The following is a 16,559-nucleotide window of genomic DNA, read 5'->3' as shown; positions in this document are numbered from 1 at the left end:
AACCCCTTTTTACTACTTTTCTTACTATTATTTTACCATATATCGAGTCATAAAAGCTGATAATTTAACATATTTTTGAGCACTTTTCTTTCACCCAATGGGTGAAAGCTGAATTTCGAAGGAACGCATATTTATCAAGGCTTTGATTATGCTTTTTGAAGTACTGACGTAGAATCTAGGTTTTATATATTGTTTTTGGTGTTCCCACAGCAACGATTTCATATGTAATGACTGTTGTTATGAAAGGGGATTCAGATTTAGCCAGCAATATAATTATGACCACAACATTGCTGGCAAATCTTTCAATGACACTATTCGTATTTGTTATGAAAAGTCTAGGGATTATTTAATTTGAGTCTGACGCAAGAAGTTTTGGGTACAGCCTGTCCATTAGCGTTGCCCCTAAAGGCGCTGTAACCAGTATTGCGAGAACGGCAACTGTTAAAATAGTATCTCCTGAAGCAACACCCTGTGCGAGCGGAATAGCGCCAATAGCAGCTTGAACGGTTGCTTTTGGAAGATATGAAATGACACAGAAGATACGCTCTTTTTTTAGAAGCGGTGTTTTTATGAGACTAATCCAAACCCCGATGCTTCTGAATATAAGCGCACAAAGGATTAGGAGAAGTGCGCTAAATCCAATTGAAGGAATATAGCTAAGTTGAACAGCCGCGCCCACAAGGACAAATAAAAGCAATTCAGCTGCTACCCATATCTTTGAGAATTTTCCGGTTAGGCGTTTGGCGAGAACAGGATATGTCTTTAAGAGGCCAGCCCCCAGTGCCATAACTGCAATAAGACCGGAAAATGGAAATACTGTCCCGAGGCTGTTTTCTAATACAACAAGTAAAAATGAAACGCTAAGCAGTATTAGAACCTTTACAGTATCACGCATGTGTTTGTGTTTAAAAAAGCGTGACAGCATAATCCCGCAAAGGCTTCCGACCAATGCGCCAAGGAAAATAGAAATGGGAACTTTAATCAAAGTAAATGGTGTAAAATCACCACCTGCATGGATGTTTAAAAGGGCTGTAAACAACACAATTACAAAAATATCGTCTATGGATGCGCCGGCCATTATCAACTGTGGAATGCGTTTTTTCTTCCCGTGGCCAGATTCCATAAGATGAATCATTCTTGGGACAATAACAGCAGGCGAAACAGCAGCGACAACTGTGCCTAAAATCAAAGCATCAAGCCGTGAAATGCCCATGAGTTTGGGTGCCAACAAACCAATTGCAAGGAGTTCAAAAGCAGCGGGGATAAAACTCATTAAAACAGCAGGTCGTCCAACCGCTTTTAAATCTTTTAAATCAATGGTAAGTCCGGCACGCATAAGAATTACAATTAACGCAATTTCTCTTAAATCACCAGATAGAGTCAAAATTTCAGGTGCTATCAAATCAATTCCATATGGACCTAAAACCATGCCTGTTAGGATCATGCCAATTAGGCCAGGTAGTTTAAAATGATTGAAAATACCACTAAGAGAAAAACCAATTAATAGAATTAATGCGAGACTTAATAACATATGAATCCTCCTGAAAATCAAAAAAAACCGATGGTTCTGTGAACAGTCACAGAAGTCATCAGCTGTACGATGTCATTCCCAATATCGAAATAATAACATATAATAATATAAAAAACAATAATTAAGGAGGCGTTATGGACGTTAACAAGTTAAAAAATGCTTTGCTAGCGGAAGGGTTCTGTGATCTTAGGTATCAAGATTTTACACTCACTTCTATAAAGGGAAGCAAAAGTGAAGTGGACTCCGTTAGTGTTATTCAAAAATCAGGCGGAAACGTTAGGGTTTTAAGCGGTGGGGGCTATGGCACATTTTGCTTTACAGATGAATCTGATGTGACGAAAGCTTTTGAACAAGCAAAAAAATCCAGTGACCTGATTCCGGGTAAAAAACAGTTTGAGCGTATTGAGACCAATCAAGATACCATCAGGATAAATTCTGAAATGGATCCGAGGGCGCTTTCGATTGAAGAAAAGAAAGCATTGCTCCAATCTTATATGGATTTATTTATGGGGTATGAAGCCATTGTGAATTTGGAGTCTGAGTATTATGAACAGTTTACAGATACAGTTATTTTAAACAATCAAGGCACAAATGTCCGTCAAGAAGAATTGATTTGTGGCATGACTTTTAGAATAACAGCAAAAAAAGAGGGTTTAAGTCAGATTACGAGACTTTCTTTTGGGGGAACAGATACATTTAGGCCCATGTTGAATCAAGAAGAAGCAATTCATGAAAAAGCCCATCAGACAATTGGACTTTTAGATGCCAAGCCCATCAAGGGCGGTAATTATGATGTTATCCTTGATAGTGATGTGAGTGGCTTGTTTATCCATGAAGCGTTTGGACACTTAAGTGAATCGGATAATCTTGTGGGAAATCTCGCTTTAGCAAAAACCATGACTTTGGGCTCGGAGTTTGCAGCGCCTATGTTCAATGTTATTGATGATCCTACTCTAAAAGGTCATCCTGGATCTTATATCTATGATCATGAAGGCACACGTGCGAAAAAAACGTATCTTATTAAAAATGGTAAACTGAGTGGTCGTTTGCATTCTATTGAAAGTGCAAATTTTATGAAAGAGACGTTAACCGGTCATGCAAGGGCTAAGAATTTTGGATTTTCACCAATTGTACGTATGGGTAATATTTACATTGATTCAGATAAATATGAATTGGATGAGATGATTGCTTCAATAACAGATGGACTTTACTTATTTGGTTCTGCTGGTGGCCAAACAACTGGCGATACGTTTACCTTTGCGGTACAAGGGGGCTATAAAATCAAGGATGGTAAATTAACAGAAATGGTACGCGATATTGCGCTAACGGGACATTTGTTTACGACGCTTAAAAATATAGAAATGGTAGGCAAGCAAGTTGAATTTTCTAAAGCAGGTGGTTGTGGCAAAGGTGGACAAATTTTAATTCAGTCTGGCAAGGGTGCGGCACCGATTAAGATTAAAAATATGGGAATTGGAGGCAGATAATGAAAACACTATTAAACAAAGCACTAGAAGTTTGTGATGCTGTGGAAATTTATAGAAGAACTGTGTCCAATGTTTCCGTAGATATGAAATTTTCGGAAATACAAAGTGTGGATTCCAGTTTAAAAACTGAAATTGCCTTGCGACTCATTAAGGGCAATCAAATGGGGACCGCTGTTGCCACTTCGCTTGAGGATGAGACACTTATTGAGCGGGCGTTGACCTCGTTAAAACATCAAAATTCTGAAGCTGTAACCTTCTTAAATGAACCTATAACTGAAGTGATGTGTTATTCAGAACCTTTGGAAGCGTTGTCATTGGATGCTATGGTCGCCCTTGTCCATCGGTATAATGCTATATTTAGTGAGCTGGATCAGACAATGGATACAGCTATAGGTCTTGAAAAAACTGCCAAAGAAGTTGAAATTCTAAACAGTAACGGCTTTAATGAAGTTTATAGGTACACCAATCTTGAATCTTCCATAGGCATATTAAATGCACAGGGCTTTAGGAGTGCTTCTCAATCCTTTAGTAAAGGAAATTATTATGAGTTGAACAAATCCGATTTTGAAAGGGTTTATCACTTTCACAAACTTGGTGAAACGCCAATTGAACTTGGGAATGAAAAAATGCCTGTGGTTTTTGATGGCTCAGTCATGGGCGCACTTATGTTAAGAGTTTTGGCTGGGGTCAACGGTGGCAATGTTGTGAAAGGGTTATCCCCACTTACCAATCGACTTGGCGATAAAATATTTTCAAAAATCTTAACCATAAGAGATGATGCAACTTATCCATATGGGTGTAATAGCTTTCGTTTCGATGATGAAGGAACACCTGCTCAAAATACGGTTTTGGTTGAAAAGGGTATCTTGAAAGGCTATCTTTTGAACACAAAACAAGCTGAAAAACTTGGTGGTCTAGCCACTGGGAATTCACAAAAAAGAAATTTGTTTTCAAAAGAAATTGAAGATTCACCTTCTATATACGACACAAATCTTATAGTGGAAGGGGTGTCTATCCCTGATGAAGACTTAATTAGAGGCATAAAACGCGGTTTGTTTATTACAGGTGTTATGGGTGCACATACAGGCAATATAATTCAAGGAGAATTTTCGCTTAATATTTCATCAGGTTTTTTAATTGAAGATGGCGTTTTTAAAGGTAAGGTAAAAGGGGCCATGATTGCAGGAAATATTTATGACTTGTTCCAACATGTAGAAGCTATTGGGACGGATTTGAAAGTTATGAAAAGCATATTCTATAATATGGGATACGCGCCAATGGTTTTGTTTAAGGAAGCTCATATTGTAGGGAAGTAGACAAAAGGATTTATAGAACGCCTAAAAGGGTATTAACAGTATATTAGTATTAAAGAGAGGTGGAACTTATGAATAAAAGATGGTGGCACAACTCTGTGGTATACCAAATATACCCTAGGAGTTTTAAAGATTCAAACGCAGATGGAATAGGTGATTTGCGGGGGATTATTGAAAAACTGGATTATTTAAAAAAACTAGGCATTGATGTAATTTGGCTCAGTCCTGTTTATGAATCTCCAATGGATGACAACGGCTATGACATTTCAGATTATTATGCCATAGCAGACGTTTTTGGCGCCATGGAAGATATGGATGACTTGATTTTACAAGCAAAGGCACGGGGCATTCGAATTGTCATGGATCTGGTTGTGAACCATACAAGTGACGAACACGCATGGTTTATTGAATCAAAAAAGAGTGTGGATAATTCAAAACGCAACTGGTATATATGGAAGGCTCCTGGTCCAAATGGGGAAGCGCCCAATAATTGGGGGTCATGGTTTTCAAGAAGTGCTTGGACTTATGATGAAACAACAAAGGCTTATTATTTACATTTGTTTAGTCCTAAGCAACCAGATTTAAACTGGGAAAATCCAGATGTGCGCGATGCTATATTTGAAATGATGACCTATTGGCTTGAAAAAGGAATTGGTGGTTTTAGAATGGATGTCATTAATCTGATTGGAAAACCACAAGATTATCCTGATGGCGCGCTAACAGGAATCGGTGTTATGGGAATTGATCAATTTGCAAATCACGCATCTGCCCATACTTTTTTAAGAGAAATGAACCGCCGTGTGCTTTCAAAGTATGATTTGCTAACGGTGGGTGAAACGCCAAATGTCACGCCTTATGAAGGAAAACTTTATTCTCATCCAGATCGACATGAACTTGGAATGGTATTTCAGTTTGAACATATGGATGTTGATCGTGACGACTTGTTTTCACCTCAAAAGCCACTTGATTTGCCCAAGTTGAAGCATATTATGAAAAAATGGCAGGAAGAGCTTCATGGGCAAGGGTGGAATAGTCTTTACTGGTCAAATCATGATCAAGCACGAACCGTATCAAGATTTGGGAATGATACAACACCGGAATACCGGATATTAAGTGCCAAAATGTTGGCAACGACCCTTCATTTTATGGAAGGAACACCTTATATTTATCAAGGCGAAGAAATTGGAATGACCAACAGAATTGAGAAATCAATTGATGCGTATGATGATTTATTTGATCATCACCGTTACGATGTGCTGGTGAATGACCGAGGGCTTACAGATTCAGATGCAATGGCAATTATTACACCGTTTTCAAGAGATAATGCACGAACGCCTATGCAATGGGATGATTCTGAAAATGCAGGATTTACAACTGGAAAGCCATGGTTATCATTAAATCCTAACTATCTCGAAATAAATGTTGATGCAGCTCTTTCTGATAAAAATTCAATTTTTTACCATTATCAAAAATTAATTCAACTTAGGAAGGACAGTCCCTATTCCGATGCCATTATATATGGACGACATGAAATGATTCTAGAGTCCGATCCTGTGGTTTTCGCCTATAAACGCATAACACTCAATCAAACGCTTTTAGTGGTTTCTAATTTTTCAGATCAAGACGTAGAACGCGCTTTAGATGAAACGGCTATTCAAGTTGTTATAAGCAATTATGAAGACACGTCATTAAATCTGGTAAGACTTACGTTAAGACCTTACGAGTCAGCAGTTTTTGAGATTGTTTAGAGGAGAGATGTAAATGCCAAACATACAAGAAGCCCATGTTATTAATATTCTTTGGAGTACTGGACTCGCCTTAGTGATTTATGCTGTCAAAAGTATCTTGCTTCGGTTTATTCATAAAAAAATAGCAAATCAGCTTTTGTATTTTAAGGCCAAGCGATTGATTAATTTCATAGCGTTTATGTTGTATATGGTTCTCTTTGCTTTAATTTGGTTTGAAGCTGGAGGTGCTCTGGTGACCTATCTGGGGCTTTTTTCAGCTGGATTGGCACTGGCTTTAAAGGACATTTTGCTCAATATTGCTGGTTGGCTCTATATTCTTTTTAGACAGCCGTTTGATATAGGGGACCGGATTGAAATATCCGGCGTCAAAGGGGATGTAATCGACCAGAACATTTTCAAATTTAGAGTAGTGGAAGTTGGGAACTGGGTACACGCAGAACAAAGTACAGGACGAATTGTACATATTCCCAATTATAAGATTTTTATGGATCCACTTGCAAATTATTCGTTAGGATTTGAGTATATCTGGGATGAAATTCGTGTGATGGTAACCTTTGAAAGCAATTGGCGTAAAGCAAAAGGCATTCTACAAGAAATCATTGGAAAATATTCTGAAGACCTTGAAGAAGATGTTCAAAGAAGATTGCATGAAACCTCGCGAAAGTATATGATTTACTACAATAATTTGACCCCAATTGTCTATACAGATGTTAAAGACAGTGGGGTCCAACTTACCATGCGCTATATTTGCGAACCCAAAATGCGCCGGTTTACAACGGAAAAAATTTGGGAAGCGGTTTTAGATGCTTTTGGTGCTGAAATTGATATTGATATTGCATATCCAACTATGCGCCGGGTTCAGCTGTAAATTTCAGATTGCCTGCAGTAACAGTTATTGATACTTTACCTTGCTTTTCAAGGGTGCTTAAATGTGCTTTGATAACAGAGTGATTTAAACTGTATTGTAGGGGTGTTTCCTCTAATCGATACACTTCTGTTATGTGAGCATGCAGTTCTTCAATTGTATAGGAACCTCGGTGAAGGCGATCAATAAGGTAATTTTGTGTGCGAATTAAAACATTTCGGTTAGAAGCAATTAAGTGATCAATATGTGTGTAGTAACCGCCATGCGCAATGATATAGCCTTTGGCATCTAACTTTTCAAGTTGTTCAAGGGTCTTAAGGTGATCCGCCACGTCATATGTGAAAATAAGAGGATGTTTTTCAATGGCTTCATCTGAAATTAAAGCATCTCCTAAAAAGGCAATTTGATCTGGTGTTACAATGCCCATCATATTTGGTGAATGTCCAGGGAGCTTAAGCAACTGAAAGCGATGGGGTTTGCCATCAAATTCAATTGTAAATGGGCCGCTAGTGTGGAGGTGTTGATGTACTTTTGAGGGTTTGGCCATAGTATATTTGTTTTTCATAAAAGTGAGTGGACAACTGCCATATAGATAAATTGGTTCTAGAACGGGTTGTTCAATAAATGTGGCTTCAAGTTCGGGCGCAAAAGTATGGGCAGTATATTGCTTTTGTATGTAGGCATTGCCACCGCAGTGGTCAGCGTGAGAGTGGGTGTTGAAAATATAGGCAACATCTATATCGGAAAAATCACGAATGGCTTTTCGGACACTAGAGTCATCAAGTCCTGTATCAATAAGTAAAAGTTGATCCTTTACAAGATAGCCACCAATTGATGGCCCTTTAGAAGGGGAAAAATAAGTGTTCCCAGTCAAGTGTTCCATAGGCTTCTCCTTGTGTATATATGTGGGTTAAAGGTTGAATTTAGCATAGCATTTCAATTAAGCAAGGTCAACTTTGAAAATAAATTTGACAGAATTGATTTTTAATGGTATCATTACTTAATGCTCAAAAGAAGTGATTGGAAACAACAAGTTTTACAAAGGGTACAGATTCATCGTATGTCCTAGTTTAAGTTCGTTTGACCAATGATTCAAGAGTAAAAAAAATTAGGAGGTACTATTATGATGAATGGTACAGTAAAATGGTTTAACGCTGATAAAGGATTTGGTTTTATTACAGGAGAAGACGGAAGAGATGTGTTTGCACACTTTTCACAAATCAACTCTGATGGTTTTAGAACTTTAGAAGAAGGACAAAATGTTACTTTTGAAGTAACTCAAGGAACAAAAGGTCCTCAAGCTGAAAATATTTCAGTAGTAAGATAATTTAAACCAATAATTAAACCCGGAAATTCATTTGAATTTCCGGGTTTTTATTTTTTTGTTATATGTTTTTAAGTGCGCGCCTAAACCCTTTTACGATTTCAGAGAGTGCCATTGGAATAAGGGCTATTAATAGAACACGTCCCCAATCTTGAAGTGCAAGCGGACTGACTTTAAATGCATCTGCAAGGAAAGGGATAGAAATCACGCCTACTTGGAGCAATATACCAAGTGCAATGGACCCAATCAAGAGCGGATTTGAAAATAGTCCAACTTGGAAAATGGATTTTTCAAAGTGACGCATTGAAAGCGAATAAAAAAGTTGTGATACTGCTAGGACAACAAAGGCCATTGTTCTTGAGTGTGTCAATAATGCCTCTGGAAGATTTTTGTCTGTCATGGCATATCCGGCACTGTGTATGCTGTAATAGAATGCAAAAAGTGTCAATCCTCCAATTAGAGCACCACCCATTAGGGCTTTTAACCAAGCGCCTTCTGCAAAAAAACTTTCTTTTGGATCTCTTGGTTTTTTGCGCATCACATCGTGGTCTCCCTTGTCGATGCCAAGTGCAATGGCGGGGAGGGAATCTGTGATCAGATTAATCCATAAAATTTGTGTTGGAAGGAGTGGAATTGGCCAAAAGAATAAAATTGAGGTTACAATGGCAATCACTTCCCCAAGATTACAGGAGAGTAAAAAAATCACGGACTTTTTAATATTGTTGTAGATGTTTCGTCCTTCTTCAATTGCATGAATTATGGTTGTAAAGTTATCATCTGTGAGAATCATATCTGCAGCACCTTTTGAGACGTCTGTTCCTGTAATACCCATGGCAACGCCAATGTCTGCAGTTTTTAGTGAAGGTGCATCATTGACACCATCTCCAGTCATCGAAACAATATGTCCATGTGCTTTAAAAGCTTTTACAATTCGAACTTTATGTTCAGGTGAAACTCTTGCAAATATTCGATAATCATGGATTTGATCAATAAGTTCTTTTTCTGTCATGTGGTCCAAATCATGACCTGTGAGACATTGATTAAGTGAATCCGCAATTCCAAGAGCTTTGGCAATTGCAAAAGCAGTGGTTTTATGGTCACCAGTTATCATAATTGGGGTAATACCAGCAGATTTTGCATCATCAACAGCTGCTTTTACCTCTTCACGTGGTGGGTCGATCATGCCCACAAATCCAAGTAAGGTTAAATCGGATTCCATATCATCCGGCTTGATTTGAGTAGATACATCTTTATAAGCAGCACCTAGAACACGGAGTGCGTTTTCAGACATGCTTTCTGCAACTGCCATATAAGCGTCTTTATCTTTTTCAGTCATTTCAACACGGTGACCATCTTGAATTTTATGTGTCGCTACTTTTAAGAGTTGATCCAAAGCGCCTTTGACATGGACACGATAGGATTGATCTTCTTTATTTAGAGTGGACATGAGTTTTCGATCCGAATCAAAGGGTTTTTCATCGACTCTAGGGTGCTTGCTCACCAAATCTGATCGATTCATTTGATTCTCGGCAGCGATAACCACAAGGGCAACTTCAGTAGGGTCACCAGTTGCTTCTCCATTGTCATAAGTTGCATCAGAGCAAAGGACCATGGTACGCATCAAATCATCAAAGCTAGGGTCTGGGTTCTCATTGCTGTTTTCCCAAAGTGTTCCATTGTACATTTTAACGACAGTCATTTTATTTTGAGTCAATGTTCCTGTTTTATCTGAACATACTATATTTACAGACCCAAGGGTTTCTACAGCGGGTAACTTTTTAACAATAGCATTTATTTTTGACATTCGAGTGACACCAAGTGCAAGGACAATCGCTACTATTGCTGCTAAACCTTCTGGGATTGCTGCAACTGCAAGGCTTATGGCAGTTAAAAACATTTCAAAAAGGTCTCTCTTTTGGAAAAAAGCAATTGCAAAGATTAAAACGCATACAGAAATAGCGATAATACCAAGTGTTTTTCCCAATTCTTCAAGTCTCTTTTGAAGGGGGGTAAGTTCATCAAGGTCTTCATCTAGTATTTTTGCAATTTTACCCATTTCAGTTTCCATACCTGTTGCAACGACAACGCCTTCGCCTCGACCATATGTTACAAGTGTTGACATGAATGCCATATTCACTTGATCACCTATAGGTGTCTTTTCTGAATCAAGTGTAATGGAAGCATCCTTTTCAGAAGGGACTGATTCACCAGTAAGTGCCGATTCTTCAATTTGCAGGTTGCTGCTTTCAATTAGTCTTAAATCTGCGGGGATATATCTGCCTGCATCCAACAGAATTATATCTCCTGGTACCAATTCAATGGAATCAATTTCTTTTACTTCTCCGTTCCGCCTAACCAGAGCTTTTGGTGCGCTCATTTTTTGTAAAGCCTCGATGGCTTTTTCTGCTTTAAATTCTTGAAAGACACCAATGGCTGCGTTTAGCAACACAACTGCCAATATTATAATGGCGTCTGTATAGTGGCCAATAATCATTGTTATTGCAGCAGCCCCTAAAAGGACATATATTAGGACATCCTTTAATTGACTCACGAATGATGCCAAGAGACTTTTCTTGGGTTTGCCTTCTAGCTTATTTTGTCCATAGGTTTCACGATTTTTGAGGACGGATTCATCTGATAGTCCTTTTTCTGGTGTTACATTTAAGTCTTGAATACTTGTTTCTATGTTTTTTTTATACCACATTTAAATACCTCATTTCATATAAACTGTTTGTTGAGTCTAGTAAGGCGTTCTGTTGACATCCTTTTCATATTTTCGAAAGGGATCTAGACAAGCGTCTCTGTCTTTTTGTTCAAGTGTCATTTGGGTATTTTCATGCACTCCAGAAAGAACTTCATATAGGTAATTGTCATCAAAACCTATATTTGCAGCATCGTTTCGAGTAGCGCCATATACAACCGTTTTAATTTTTGCCCAATGCGCAGCGCTATAACACATTGGACAGGGCTCACAGGTTGTATATAAAGTACAATCTGACAAGTCAAACCGTTCAAGTTTTCGAGTTGCTGCACGAATCGCTACAATTTCTGCGTGAGCTGTTGGGTCATGAGATGAGATTACACAGTTGTGACCTGTAGCAATGATTTTACCATTTTGTACAATAACGGCACCAAAAGGACCACCGTCTTTATTTTCGATTCCAGTAAACGCCTCTTCGATGGCTCTTTTCATATTATCGTCCATTTTAATCCTCCTTGAGTCTTCTATAATTGATTATACCGAAATAGTCGGGGAATATTCATTGGTAAAATCTACTAAATATATAAAATTCAATCAGACGATACCGTTCTATGAGCGCATAAAATAGTCTTCATTCAGAATGAGAAGCTGTTTGTTATCTTTAAGTTCCAATATACCTTCTTGTGAGAGCGTTGATAGTTTTCGGCTAATTGTTTCCCGTGTTACCCCAACGAAATTAGCCATATCTTCCCTTGTGAGAAGGAATTTAATGAGAACGCCATTTGGAGTGACTTGTCCATTTTGCAGCATCAATCTGTGAATTAAAAATCTAAGTCTAGTGTCTGCATCATTTGTTGCAATTGCACCAACAAGTTTTTCTAAAGATGTAATCTTTTCATGTGCAGACTCTAAAATTGCAAAAATAATTTCAGGATTTTCTTTTAAATAGGCATCAAACGCATTTTTGGGAATTGTGCAAAGGTGACACGCCCTTAAGGCATTGATTTCATAAGGAGAATCCATACTTTTAAGGAGTGATAATTCTCCAAAAGTGTCTCCCTCATTTAAAATGTAAAGAATTTGAGCCTTTCCTTCCTCGTTAAAGGTAGAAACTTTAAGACTACCTTGGTTTACAATATACAAACGATCAAAGGGTAGCCCTAAATGTACAATTGTATCACCCTTTTTATATGACTTCCGCTCTACTAAATTAATGAGGGTATGTAACTGGTCATCACTTAAATTTGAAAAAAGGGATACTTTTTTTGCACATAATTTATGACCACATGATGCACATCCTGTTGGCAAATGAAAGGTATGTTTCAACGGATCACCTCCTTAGTGTTGTATTAAGTATACCATTTTTTTAGTGTTCTCAATACTGTGATATAAATCACAGTATTGAGAATTAAAAGGTGTTAAACTCTACTTAAACAGAGTGTCTCATCATAAGGAGGAAAAAAATGAATACATTAAATTTGAAAATGTCAATTGGTGAAAGTGTGACCCTATATCCAGAACTTGTAAAAGTTTATATGGACTATGGTGTGGATTTTTGTTGTGGTGGTAATCGAAGTGTTAAAGAAGCGATTGAAAGAGATACAGATTATGTTGAAAATTTAATTGTTGATGCTGACAAAGCAATGGCTGCAGCAACTCAATTTTCTGTGGATTCAAAGCAACTGAAACTCTCAGATTTCACAACACATCAGTTGATAGACAGGATTGTAAGAGAACACCATGGCTACTTGAAAATGGAACTACCCATTATTTCAGAACTCATGTTTAAAATTCTGATGGTCCATGGAGAAGCACACCCAGAGCTCTATAAGATTCACCAAATTTTTGGTGGTTTGAAAACTGAGTTGGAAGGGCATCTAGTAAAGGAAGAGGTTTTATTATTTCCAAAGTTAAGTGAAGGGGGCTCAGACTGCAGAGCGCTTATTGAAGAACTTGAAGATGAGCACGATGGCGCAGGTGAGGCGTTGCATGAGTTGACCGATTTAACAGGTCACTTCAAAGTGCCGGAAGATGGATGTGGAACTTATCAACTGGTATATGAAAAACTTAAGATCTTGGTGGCGGATATGTACATGCATGTTCATACAGAAAACAACGTTTTGTTTAAAAGATTTGTTTAGAAAGGAGATTGAAAATGTTTAAAATTAATGACAGAGTCAAATGGTCTTCTACAATCAATAAAGGAATCTTATCTGGCATGGCATCAACGCTTGAAATAATGAAGGGCTTGAAATTCAAAAACAAAAAAGCCGCCGGTTTCGGCAGCTATGGTTGGAGCGGAGAATCTCCTAAACTTATGACAGAAGCCTTGAAAGCGTGTGGCTTTGATGTCTTAGAAGAGGGTTTAGGCGTTTTGTGGCAACCTGATGCAGATGCGCTTGAAAACTGTAGAAAATACGGCGTCGAGCTCGCACAAAAACTATAAACGTTAAGTCCGAGACAAATCGGTAAAGATTCTGCCATCTTTGATTTCTATGATACGATCCGTTTTTTCAGCAATCCGGCGATCATGCGTGATGATGACAAATGTTGTGTTTAAGTCCCTGTTGATATCCCTTAATAGGTCATAGACAACTTCTGTCGTGCCTGAGTCGAGGTTACCTGTGGGCTCATCCGCCAAAATAATTTTTGGGTTGTTGATTAAAGATCGAGCGATGGCAGTTCTTTGCTGTTGTCCGCCGGACATATTACCAGCCAGATTGTTTTTAACTTTTGATAGGCCAACGAGTTCCATAAGTTCATGTGCGCGAGCCTCTAGTTTAGTGTCTATTTTCTTGTTTTTAATATAATAAGGCATTAAGACATTTTCAAAAGCAGTAAATTCTGGAAGTAAATAATGAAATTGAAAAATGAAGCCTATGGTTTCATTTCTTAACATGGCAAGCTGATTTTTATTCATCTGATCGGTGCGATTTCCATTAATGTACACTTCACCCGAAGTTGGTTTATCGAGTGTGCCGACAATGTTGAGGAGGGTACTTTTTCCACTTCCAGACTCGCCAATAATCCCATTGAAAGAGCCTTGACTTATGGCCAAATCCACATCGAAAAGAACTTGCGTTTTAACGGAAGTTCCATATATTTTATTAACCCCGCTTAAATTAATTACACTATCCATTTTTAATCACCTCAATTGGAGAAAGTTTTTTAGATTTTTGTGCTGGAATGATGGAAGCTAAAGTTGATGCTGCAACAGCAATTAGTCCTGACAAACCGATGAATCCATAATTTACAAAGATTGGAACCACAGGTGTTCCATCGGGGTTTAGGGCAAATTTTGTGAAACTCCAAAGGAGGCCTAAACCAAAAATTATACCAAGTATGCCACCTAGTATGCCGAGAATTATACCTTGAAAGAGAAAAACAAAGCTGGATGTTCTATCATTGAGTCCCATTGCTTTAAGAATTCCAAGTTGCCTTGATTTTTGAAGCACTGTTATGGCAAGGACGCTTGCAATGCCTAGGACAACAGATATGACAACAAAAACTTGAATCATGAGACTTGATGTGCTCTGCCCGTTCAAACCACTTAGGAGTTGTTCGTTTTGAACTTTCCAGTTGTCAAATTTTACATCTTTTTGTGTAGACGTAAGTGTCATTTCTTCAGTTAAAAGATCTGCATCAAAAGGTTCTGATATTTGCAACTCAATTGCAGTGCCTTGAGAAGAACTGAAATCGAATATGTCTCTGGCTAAATCAATGGAACCAATAATCCAAGATTGGTTGATAGAGGCAACCTTAAGATCGAAAAATCCCACTATCTTAAGGGCCGAAATCGTACCTTCAGGTGTGATTATGTCATAGGTTTCCCCTATTTTCAAATTGTTGTTTTTTGCCAAATCAACACCTAGAATAACTTCATTTTCCTTTAGTGTATAGGTCCCTTCGGTAATTGCAGCATCGAACTTATAGATTTCATTGGCCTTGTTTAAATCAAAACCTCTAAAAACAACTTGTTCTGTGTTGTCTCCAATTTTTAGGAATCCACCCTGAGTCAATGTAGGTGTTATGGCAGTTATTTCATCATAAGTTTCTGTGAGCCAATTTTCAATATCTTGCAAATCATCGATAGGCGTGTTTTTTTCTTCTGGATTTACTGTTATTTGTGATGCACTTCCAATCGTTGCATCCAAAAGGCTAACTTGTAATCCTTCAATTAAGGAACCAATGAAAATTTGCACAGAAATTCCAACCGCTATACCTATTGCAATAAGTGCTGTTTGTCCTTTGCTTGAAGTTAGGAAGCGTAGTGCAATTTTAAAAGCCAATCTCATAGAAGTGCCTCCTTTATAGAATTTAGGTCCTCAAAAGATGCGGCATAATAGTCTGCACCTAGGATTTCTTTTGCATGTGGTGTGTGTTCAACAGCGTATCCACCAACAACAATTTTATAGGTTTCATCTTTGAAATTGGCATGAATCTGCTCAATCAAGTCTTTTAGCCTTGTGAGATGAAAATAGTTTGTTACACTGACACATACTAAATCTGGTGTCAGTGTTTTCATTGCGTCTAGGATTTCATCTTTAGGTGTGTTGGCACCAATAAAAGTGGCTTTCATTCCTAAAAGTGTCAAAAAATCTGTTGTCATACGTGCGCCCATTTCATGGTATTCTTCTTCTAAACAAAAAACAATTGCGTTTAGTGGCTTGATAGAAGAGGCTTTTGCCTCCTTTAAAACATATGGGAAAGCGATTTCTAAAACAGTACGAACAATACTGCTTTGAACGTGTTCTTCCCAGATTGAAATTTTTTGCTCGGTATCATTGCTTGCAATGCCACTTAATCCTGGCGCAAGAACATAAGTGTATAAATCCACAATGTTGATGGTTTTGGCGTCCAGTGCATCTGTTGTAAGCTGAACTGCCTTTTTTTTGTCCAAACTTCTCAGCGCCTCAGTAAAACTTTGGCTGAGCTTCATTATTTCTTTAGTCATTGTCATCACCTAACCTATAGTATTATATTAAAATAACAGTATAGAAATACCCTTTTGAATAGACGTCAAACAAATTGTGCAAAATCTTTTTTTAGAAAAGACTATATCTTTTAAATTTTTTTATTTAGTATAAAATAAAAGAGAGAAAAAGAGTAACCTAGGTTACAGTTGTGAAATCATTATCAAATAACGTTATTGACATATGTCTTTTAGAGCGTATAATAAAGGTGGAAGGCATATGTCCATTAAGAAAGAGGTGTGAAATGCCAAGACCGGTAAAACACAGAAGGGTATGTGAACTGCCAGATGTAAATTTATTTGGAGCATTGAATCGTCCAGTCCACATGGAGGATGCCATCGTGATGTCCATTGAAGAATTTGAAACCATAAGATTAATGGACCATGAAGGTTTGATGCAGGAAGAATGTGCCACAAGAATGAATGTTGCGCGCACAACTGTTCAAAGAATTTATGTGGATGCAAGAAAAAAAGTTGCAGATGCATTGGTACATGGTCGGGTTCTTAAAATCGAAGGTGGCAATTATGAACTCTGTGATCCTGATACCTGTAATACTGGATGTGGTAGGTGCAGAAGAAGACGGCATCAACGAAGAGGAGATGTCGAATAGGAGGCAT

At 37.9% G+C, this 16,559-nt stretch carries 16 protein-coding genes; 8 read left to right on the top strand and 8 right to left on the bottom strand.

Annotated elements, in window-relative coordinates; genetic code table 11:
* Positions 1–346: 346 nt before the first annotated feature.
* Positions 347–1,531 carry a cation:proton antiporter gene (locus JOC49_RS08330; protein ID WP_204664261.1) on the bottom strand — a complete coding sequence of 395 codons (1,185 nt, stop codon included), beginning with the start codon at positions 1,529–1,531 and terminating at the stop codon, positions 347–349.
* Between the two features lie 134 nt (positions 1,532–1,665).
* On the opposite strand from JOC49_RS08330, the gene JOC49_RS08325 reads away from it, so the two are divergent.
* The 4 genes from JOC49_RS08325 to JOC49_RS08310 all read left to right on the top strand — a co-directional run bounded on the left by JOC49_RS08325 (position 1,666) and on the right by JOC49_RS08310 (position 6,947).
* Positions 1,666–3,018, top strand: a complete 1,353-nt coding sequence (locus JOC49_RS08325) for a TldD/PmbA family protein (RefSeq protein ID WP_204664259.1) — start codon at positions 1,666–1,668, stop codon at positions 3,016–3,018.
* A complete protein-coding gene (locus JOC49_RS08320; protein ID WP_204664257.1) occupies positions 3,018–4,334 on the top strand; it encodes a TldD/PmbA family protein in 1,317 nt (438 codons plus the stop codon). Before JOC49_RS08325 ends, JOC49_RS08320 begins: the two co-directional genes overlap by 1 nt.
* A 68-nt stretch (positions 4,335–4,402) precedes the next feature.
* Positions 4,403–6,079 carry a glycoside hydrolase family 13 protein gene (locus JOC49_RS08315; RefSeq protein WP_204664256.1) on the top strand — a complete coding sequence of 559 codons (1,677 nt, stop codon included), beginning with the start codon at positions 4,403–4,405 and terminating at the stop codon, positions 6,077–6,079.
* A gap of 13 nt (positions 6,080–6,092) precedes the next feature.
* Positions 6,093–6,947, top strand: coding sequence for a mechanosensitive ion channel family protein (locus tag JOC49_RS08310; protein ID WP_204664254.1), 855 nt, complete (start codon positions 6,093–6,095; stop codon positions 6,945–6,947).
* On the opposite strand, the gene JOC49_RS08305 is transcribed toward JOC49_RS08310, so the two are convergent.
* The gene (locus JOC49_RS08305) at positions 6,925–7,827 is read right to left on the bottom strand and encodes an MBL fold metallo-hydrolase (RefSeq protein WP_204664252.1); all 903 of its coding nucleotides are present in this window, start codon (positions 7,825–7,827) and stop codon (positions 6,925–6,927) included. The two genes, JOC49_RS08310 and JOC49_RS08305, sit on opposite strands and share 23 nt — an antisense overlap.
* Positions 7,828–8,070: 243 nt before the next feature.
* Here JOC49_RS08305 and JOC49_RS08300 point away from each other — a divergent pair, with 243 nt between their 5' ends.
* A complete protein-coding gene (locus JOC49_RS08300) occupies positions 8,071–8,271 on the top strand; it encodes a cold shock domain-containing protein (RefSeq protein WP_279381204.1) in 201 nt (66 codons plus the stop codon).
* 58 nt (positions 8,272–8,329) lie between these two features.
* On the opposite strand, the gene JOC49_RS08295 is transcribed toward JOC49_RS08300, so the two are convergent.
* The 3 genes from JOC49_RS08295 to JOC49_RS08285 form a co-directional block, all read right to left on the bottom strand.
* The gene (locus JOC49_RS08295; protein ID WP_204664248.1) at positions 8,330–10,972 is read right to left on the bottom strand and encodes a cation-translocating P-type ATPase; all 2,643 of its coding nucleotides are present in this window, start codon (positions 10,970–10,972) and stop codon (positions 8,330–8,332) included.
* Positions 10,973–11,008: 36 nt separating this feature from the next.
* On the bottom strand, positions 11,009–11,473 hold the full coding sequence (locus tag JOC49_RS08290; protein WP_204664247.1) for a nucleoside deaminase: 465 nt from the start codon (positions 11,471–11,473) through the stop codon (positions 11,009–11,011).
* Between the two features lie 105 nt (positions 11,474–11,578).
* The gene (locus tag JOC49_RS08285; RefSeq protein WP_204664245.1) at positions 11,579–12,295 is read right to left on the bottom strand and encodes a Crp/Fnr family transcriptional regulator; all 717 of its coding nucleotides are present in this window, start codon (positions 12,293–12,295) and stop codon (positions 11,579–11,581) included.
* 137 nt (positions 12,296–12,432) lie between these two features.
* Here JOC49_RS08285 and JOC49_RS08280 point away from each other — a divergent pair, with 137 nt between their 5' ends.
* Entirely contained in the window at positions 12,433–13,110 is a 678-nt protein-coding gene (locus JOC49_RS08280) for a DUF542 domain-containing protein (protein ID WP_204664243.1), read from the top strand.
* A gap of 14 nt (positions 13,111–13,124) precedes the next feature.
* Complete coding sequence (locus JOC49_RS08275) at positions 13,125–13,415, top strand: flavodoxin domain-containing protein (protein ID WP_204664241.1); 291 nt, start codon at positions 13,125–13,127, stop codon at positions 13,413–13,415.
* Positions 13,416–13,418: 3 nt separating this feature from the next.
* On the opposite strand, the gene JOC49_RS08270 is transcribed toward JOC49_RS08275, so the two are convergent.
* Genes JOC49_RS08270 through JOC49_RS08260 form a run of 3 tightly spaced genes read right to left on the bottom strand, consistent with a single transcriptional unit; the run spans position 13,419 to position 15,923 of the window.
* Positions 13,419–14,108, bottom strand: a complete 690-nt coding sequence (locus JOC49_RS08270; RefSeq protein WP_204664239.1) for an ABC transporter ATP-binding protein — start codon at positions 14,106–14,108, stop codon at positions 13,419–13,421.
* Positions 14,101–15,264: an ABC transporter permease gene (locus JOC49_RS08265; protein ID WP_204664237.1), complete on the bottom strand. Its 1,164-nt coding sequence runs from the start codon at positions 15,262–15,264 to the stop codon at positions 14,101–14,103. Before JOC49_RS08265 ends, JOC49_RS08270 begins: the two co-directional genes overlap by 8 nt.
* Positions 15,261–15,923 (bottom strand): cobalamin B12-binding domain-containing protein, encoded by a 663-nt coding sequence (locus tag JOC49_RS08260; RefSeq protein ID WP_204664235.1) that lies wholly within the window; start codon positions 15,921–15,923, stop codon positions 15,261–15,263. Before JOC49_RS08260 ends, JOC49_RS08265 begins: the two co-directional genes overlap by 4 nt.
* 263 nt (positions 15,924–16,186) lie before the next feature.
* On the opposite strand from JOC49_RS08260, the gene JOC49_RS08255 reads away from it, so the two are divergent.
* Positions 16,187–16,552 (top strand): DUF134 domain-containing protein, encoded by a 366-nt coding sequence (locus JOC49_RS08255; RefSeq protein ID WP_204664233.1) that lies wholly within the window; start codon positions 16,187–16,189, stop codon positions 16,550–16,552.
* Positions 16,553–16,559 lie beyond the last annotated feature (7 nt).

Source organism: Fusibacter tunisiensis, assembly GCF_016908355.1.
Classification (GTDB): Bacteria; Bacillota; Clostridia; order Peptostreptococcales; family Acidaminobacteraceae; genus Fusibacter_D; species Fusibacter_D tunisiensis.
The sequence above is the reverse complement of the archived record's forward strand: the minus strand, read 5'-3'. Positions and strand labels throughout refer to the sequence as shown.

Bases quoted from the DNA above. Each gene is read 5' to 3' on its own strand.
- JOC49_RS08280 (WP_204664243.1), top strand. From the start codon at position 12,433: ATGAATACATTAAATTTGAAAATGTCAATTGGTGAAAGTGTGACCCTA.
- JOC49_RS08270 (WP_204664239.1), bottom strand. From the start codon at position 14,108: ATGGATAGTGTAATTAATTTAAGCGGGGTTAATAAAATATATGGAACT.
- JOC49_RS08330 (WP_204664261.1), bottom strand. From the start codon at position 1,531: ATGTTATTAAGTCTCGCATTAATTCTATTAATTGGTTTTTCTCTTAGT.
- JOC49_RS08320 (WP_204664257.1), top strand. From the start codon at position 3,018: ATGAAAACACTATTAAACAAAGCACTAGAAGTTTGTGATGCTGTGGAA.
- JOC49_RS08300 (WP_279381204.1), top strand. From the start codon at position 8,071: ATGAATGGTACAGTAAAATGGTTTAACGCTGATAAAGGATTTGGTTTT.
- JOC49_RS08305 (WP_204664252.1), bottom strand. From the start codon at position 7,827: ATGGAACACTTGACTGGGAACACTTATTTTTCCCCTTCTAAAGGGCCA.
- JOC49_RS08260 (WP_204664235.1), bottom strand. From the start codon at position 15,923: ATGACTAAAGAAATAATGAAGCTCAGCCAAAGTTTTACTGAGGCGCTG.
- JOC49_RS08265 (WP_204664237.1), bottom strand. From the start codon at position 15,264: ATGAGATTGGCTTTTAAAATTGCACTACGCTTCCTAACTTCAAGCAAA.
- JOC49_RS08325 (WP_204664259.1), top strand. From the start codon at position 1,666: ATGGACGTTAACAAGTTAAAAAATGCTTTGCTAGCGGAAGGGTTCTGT.
- JOC49_RS08295 (WP_204664248.1), bottom strand. From the start codon at position 10,972: ATGTGGTATAAAAAAAACATAGAAACAAGTATTCAAGACTTAAATGTA.
- JOC49_RS08275 (WP_204664241.1), top strand. From the start codon at position 13,125: ATGTTTAAAATTAATGACAGAGTCAAATGGTCTTCTACAATCAATAAA.
- JOC49_RS08290 (WP_204664247.1), bottom strand. From the start codon at position 11,473: ATGGACGATAATATGAAAAGAGCCATCGAAGAGGCGTTTACTGGAATC.
- JOC49_RS08315 (WP_204664256.1), top strand. From the start codon at position 4,403: ATGAATAAAAGATGGTGGCACAACTCTGTGGTATACCAAATATACCCT.
- JOC49_RS08255 (WP_204664233.1), top strand. From the start codon at position 16,187: ATGCCAAGACCGGTAAAACACAGAAGGGTATGTGAACTGCCAGATGTA.
- JOC49_RS08310 (WP_204664254.1), top strand. From the start codon at position 6,093: ATGCCAAACATACAAGAAGCCCATGTTATTAATATTCTTTGGAGTACT.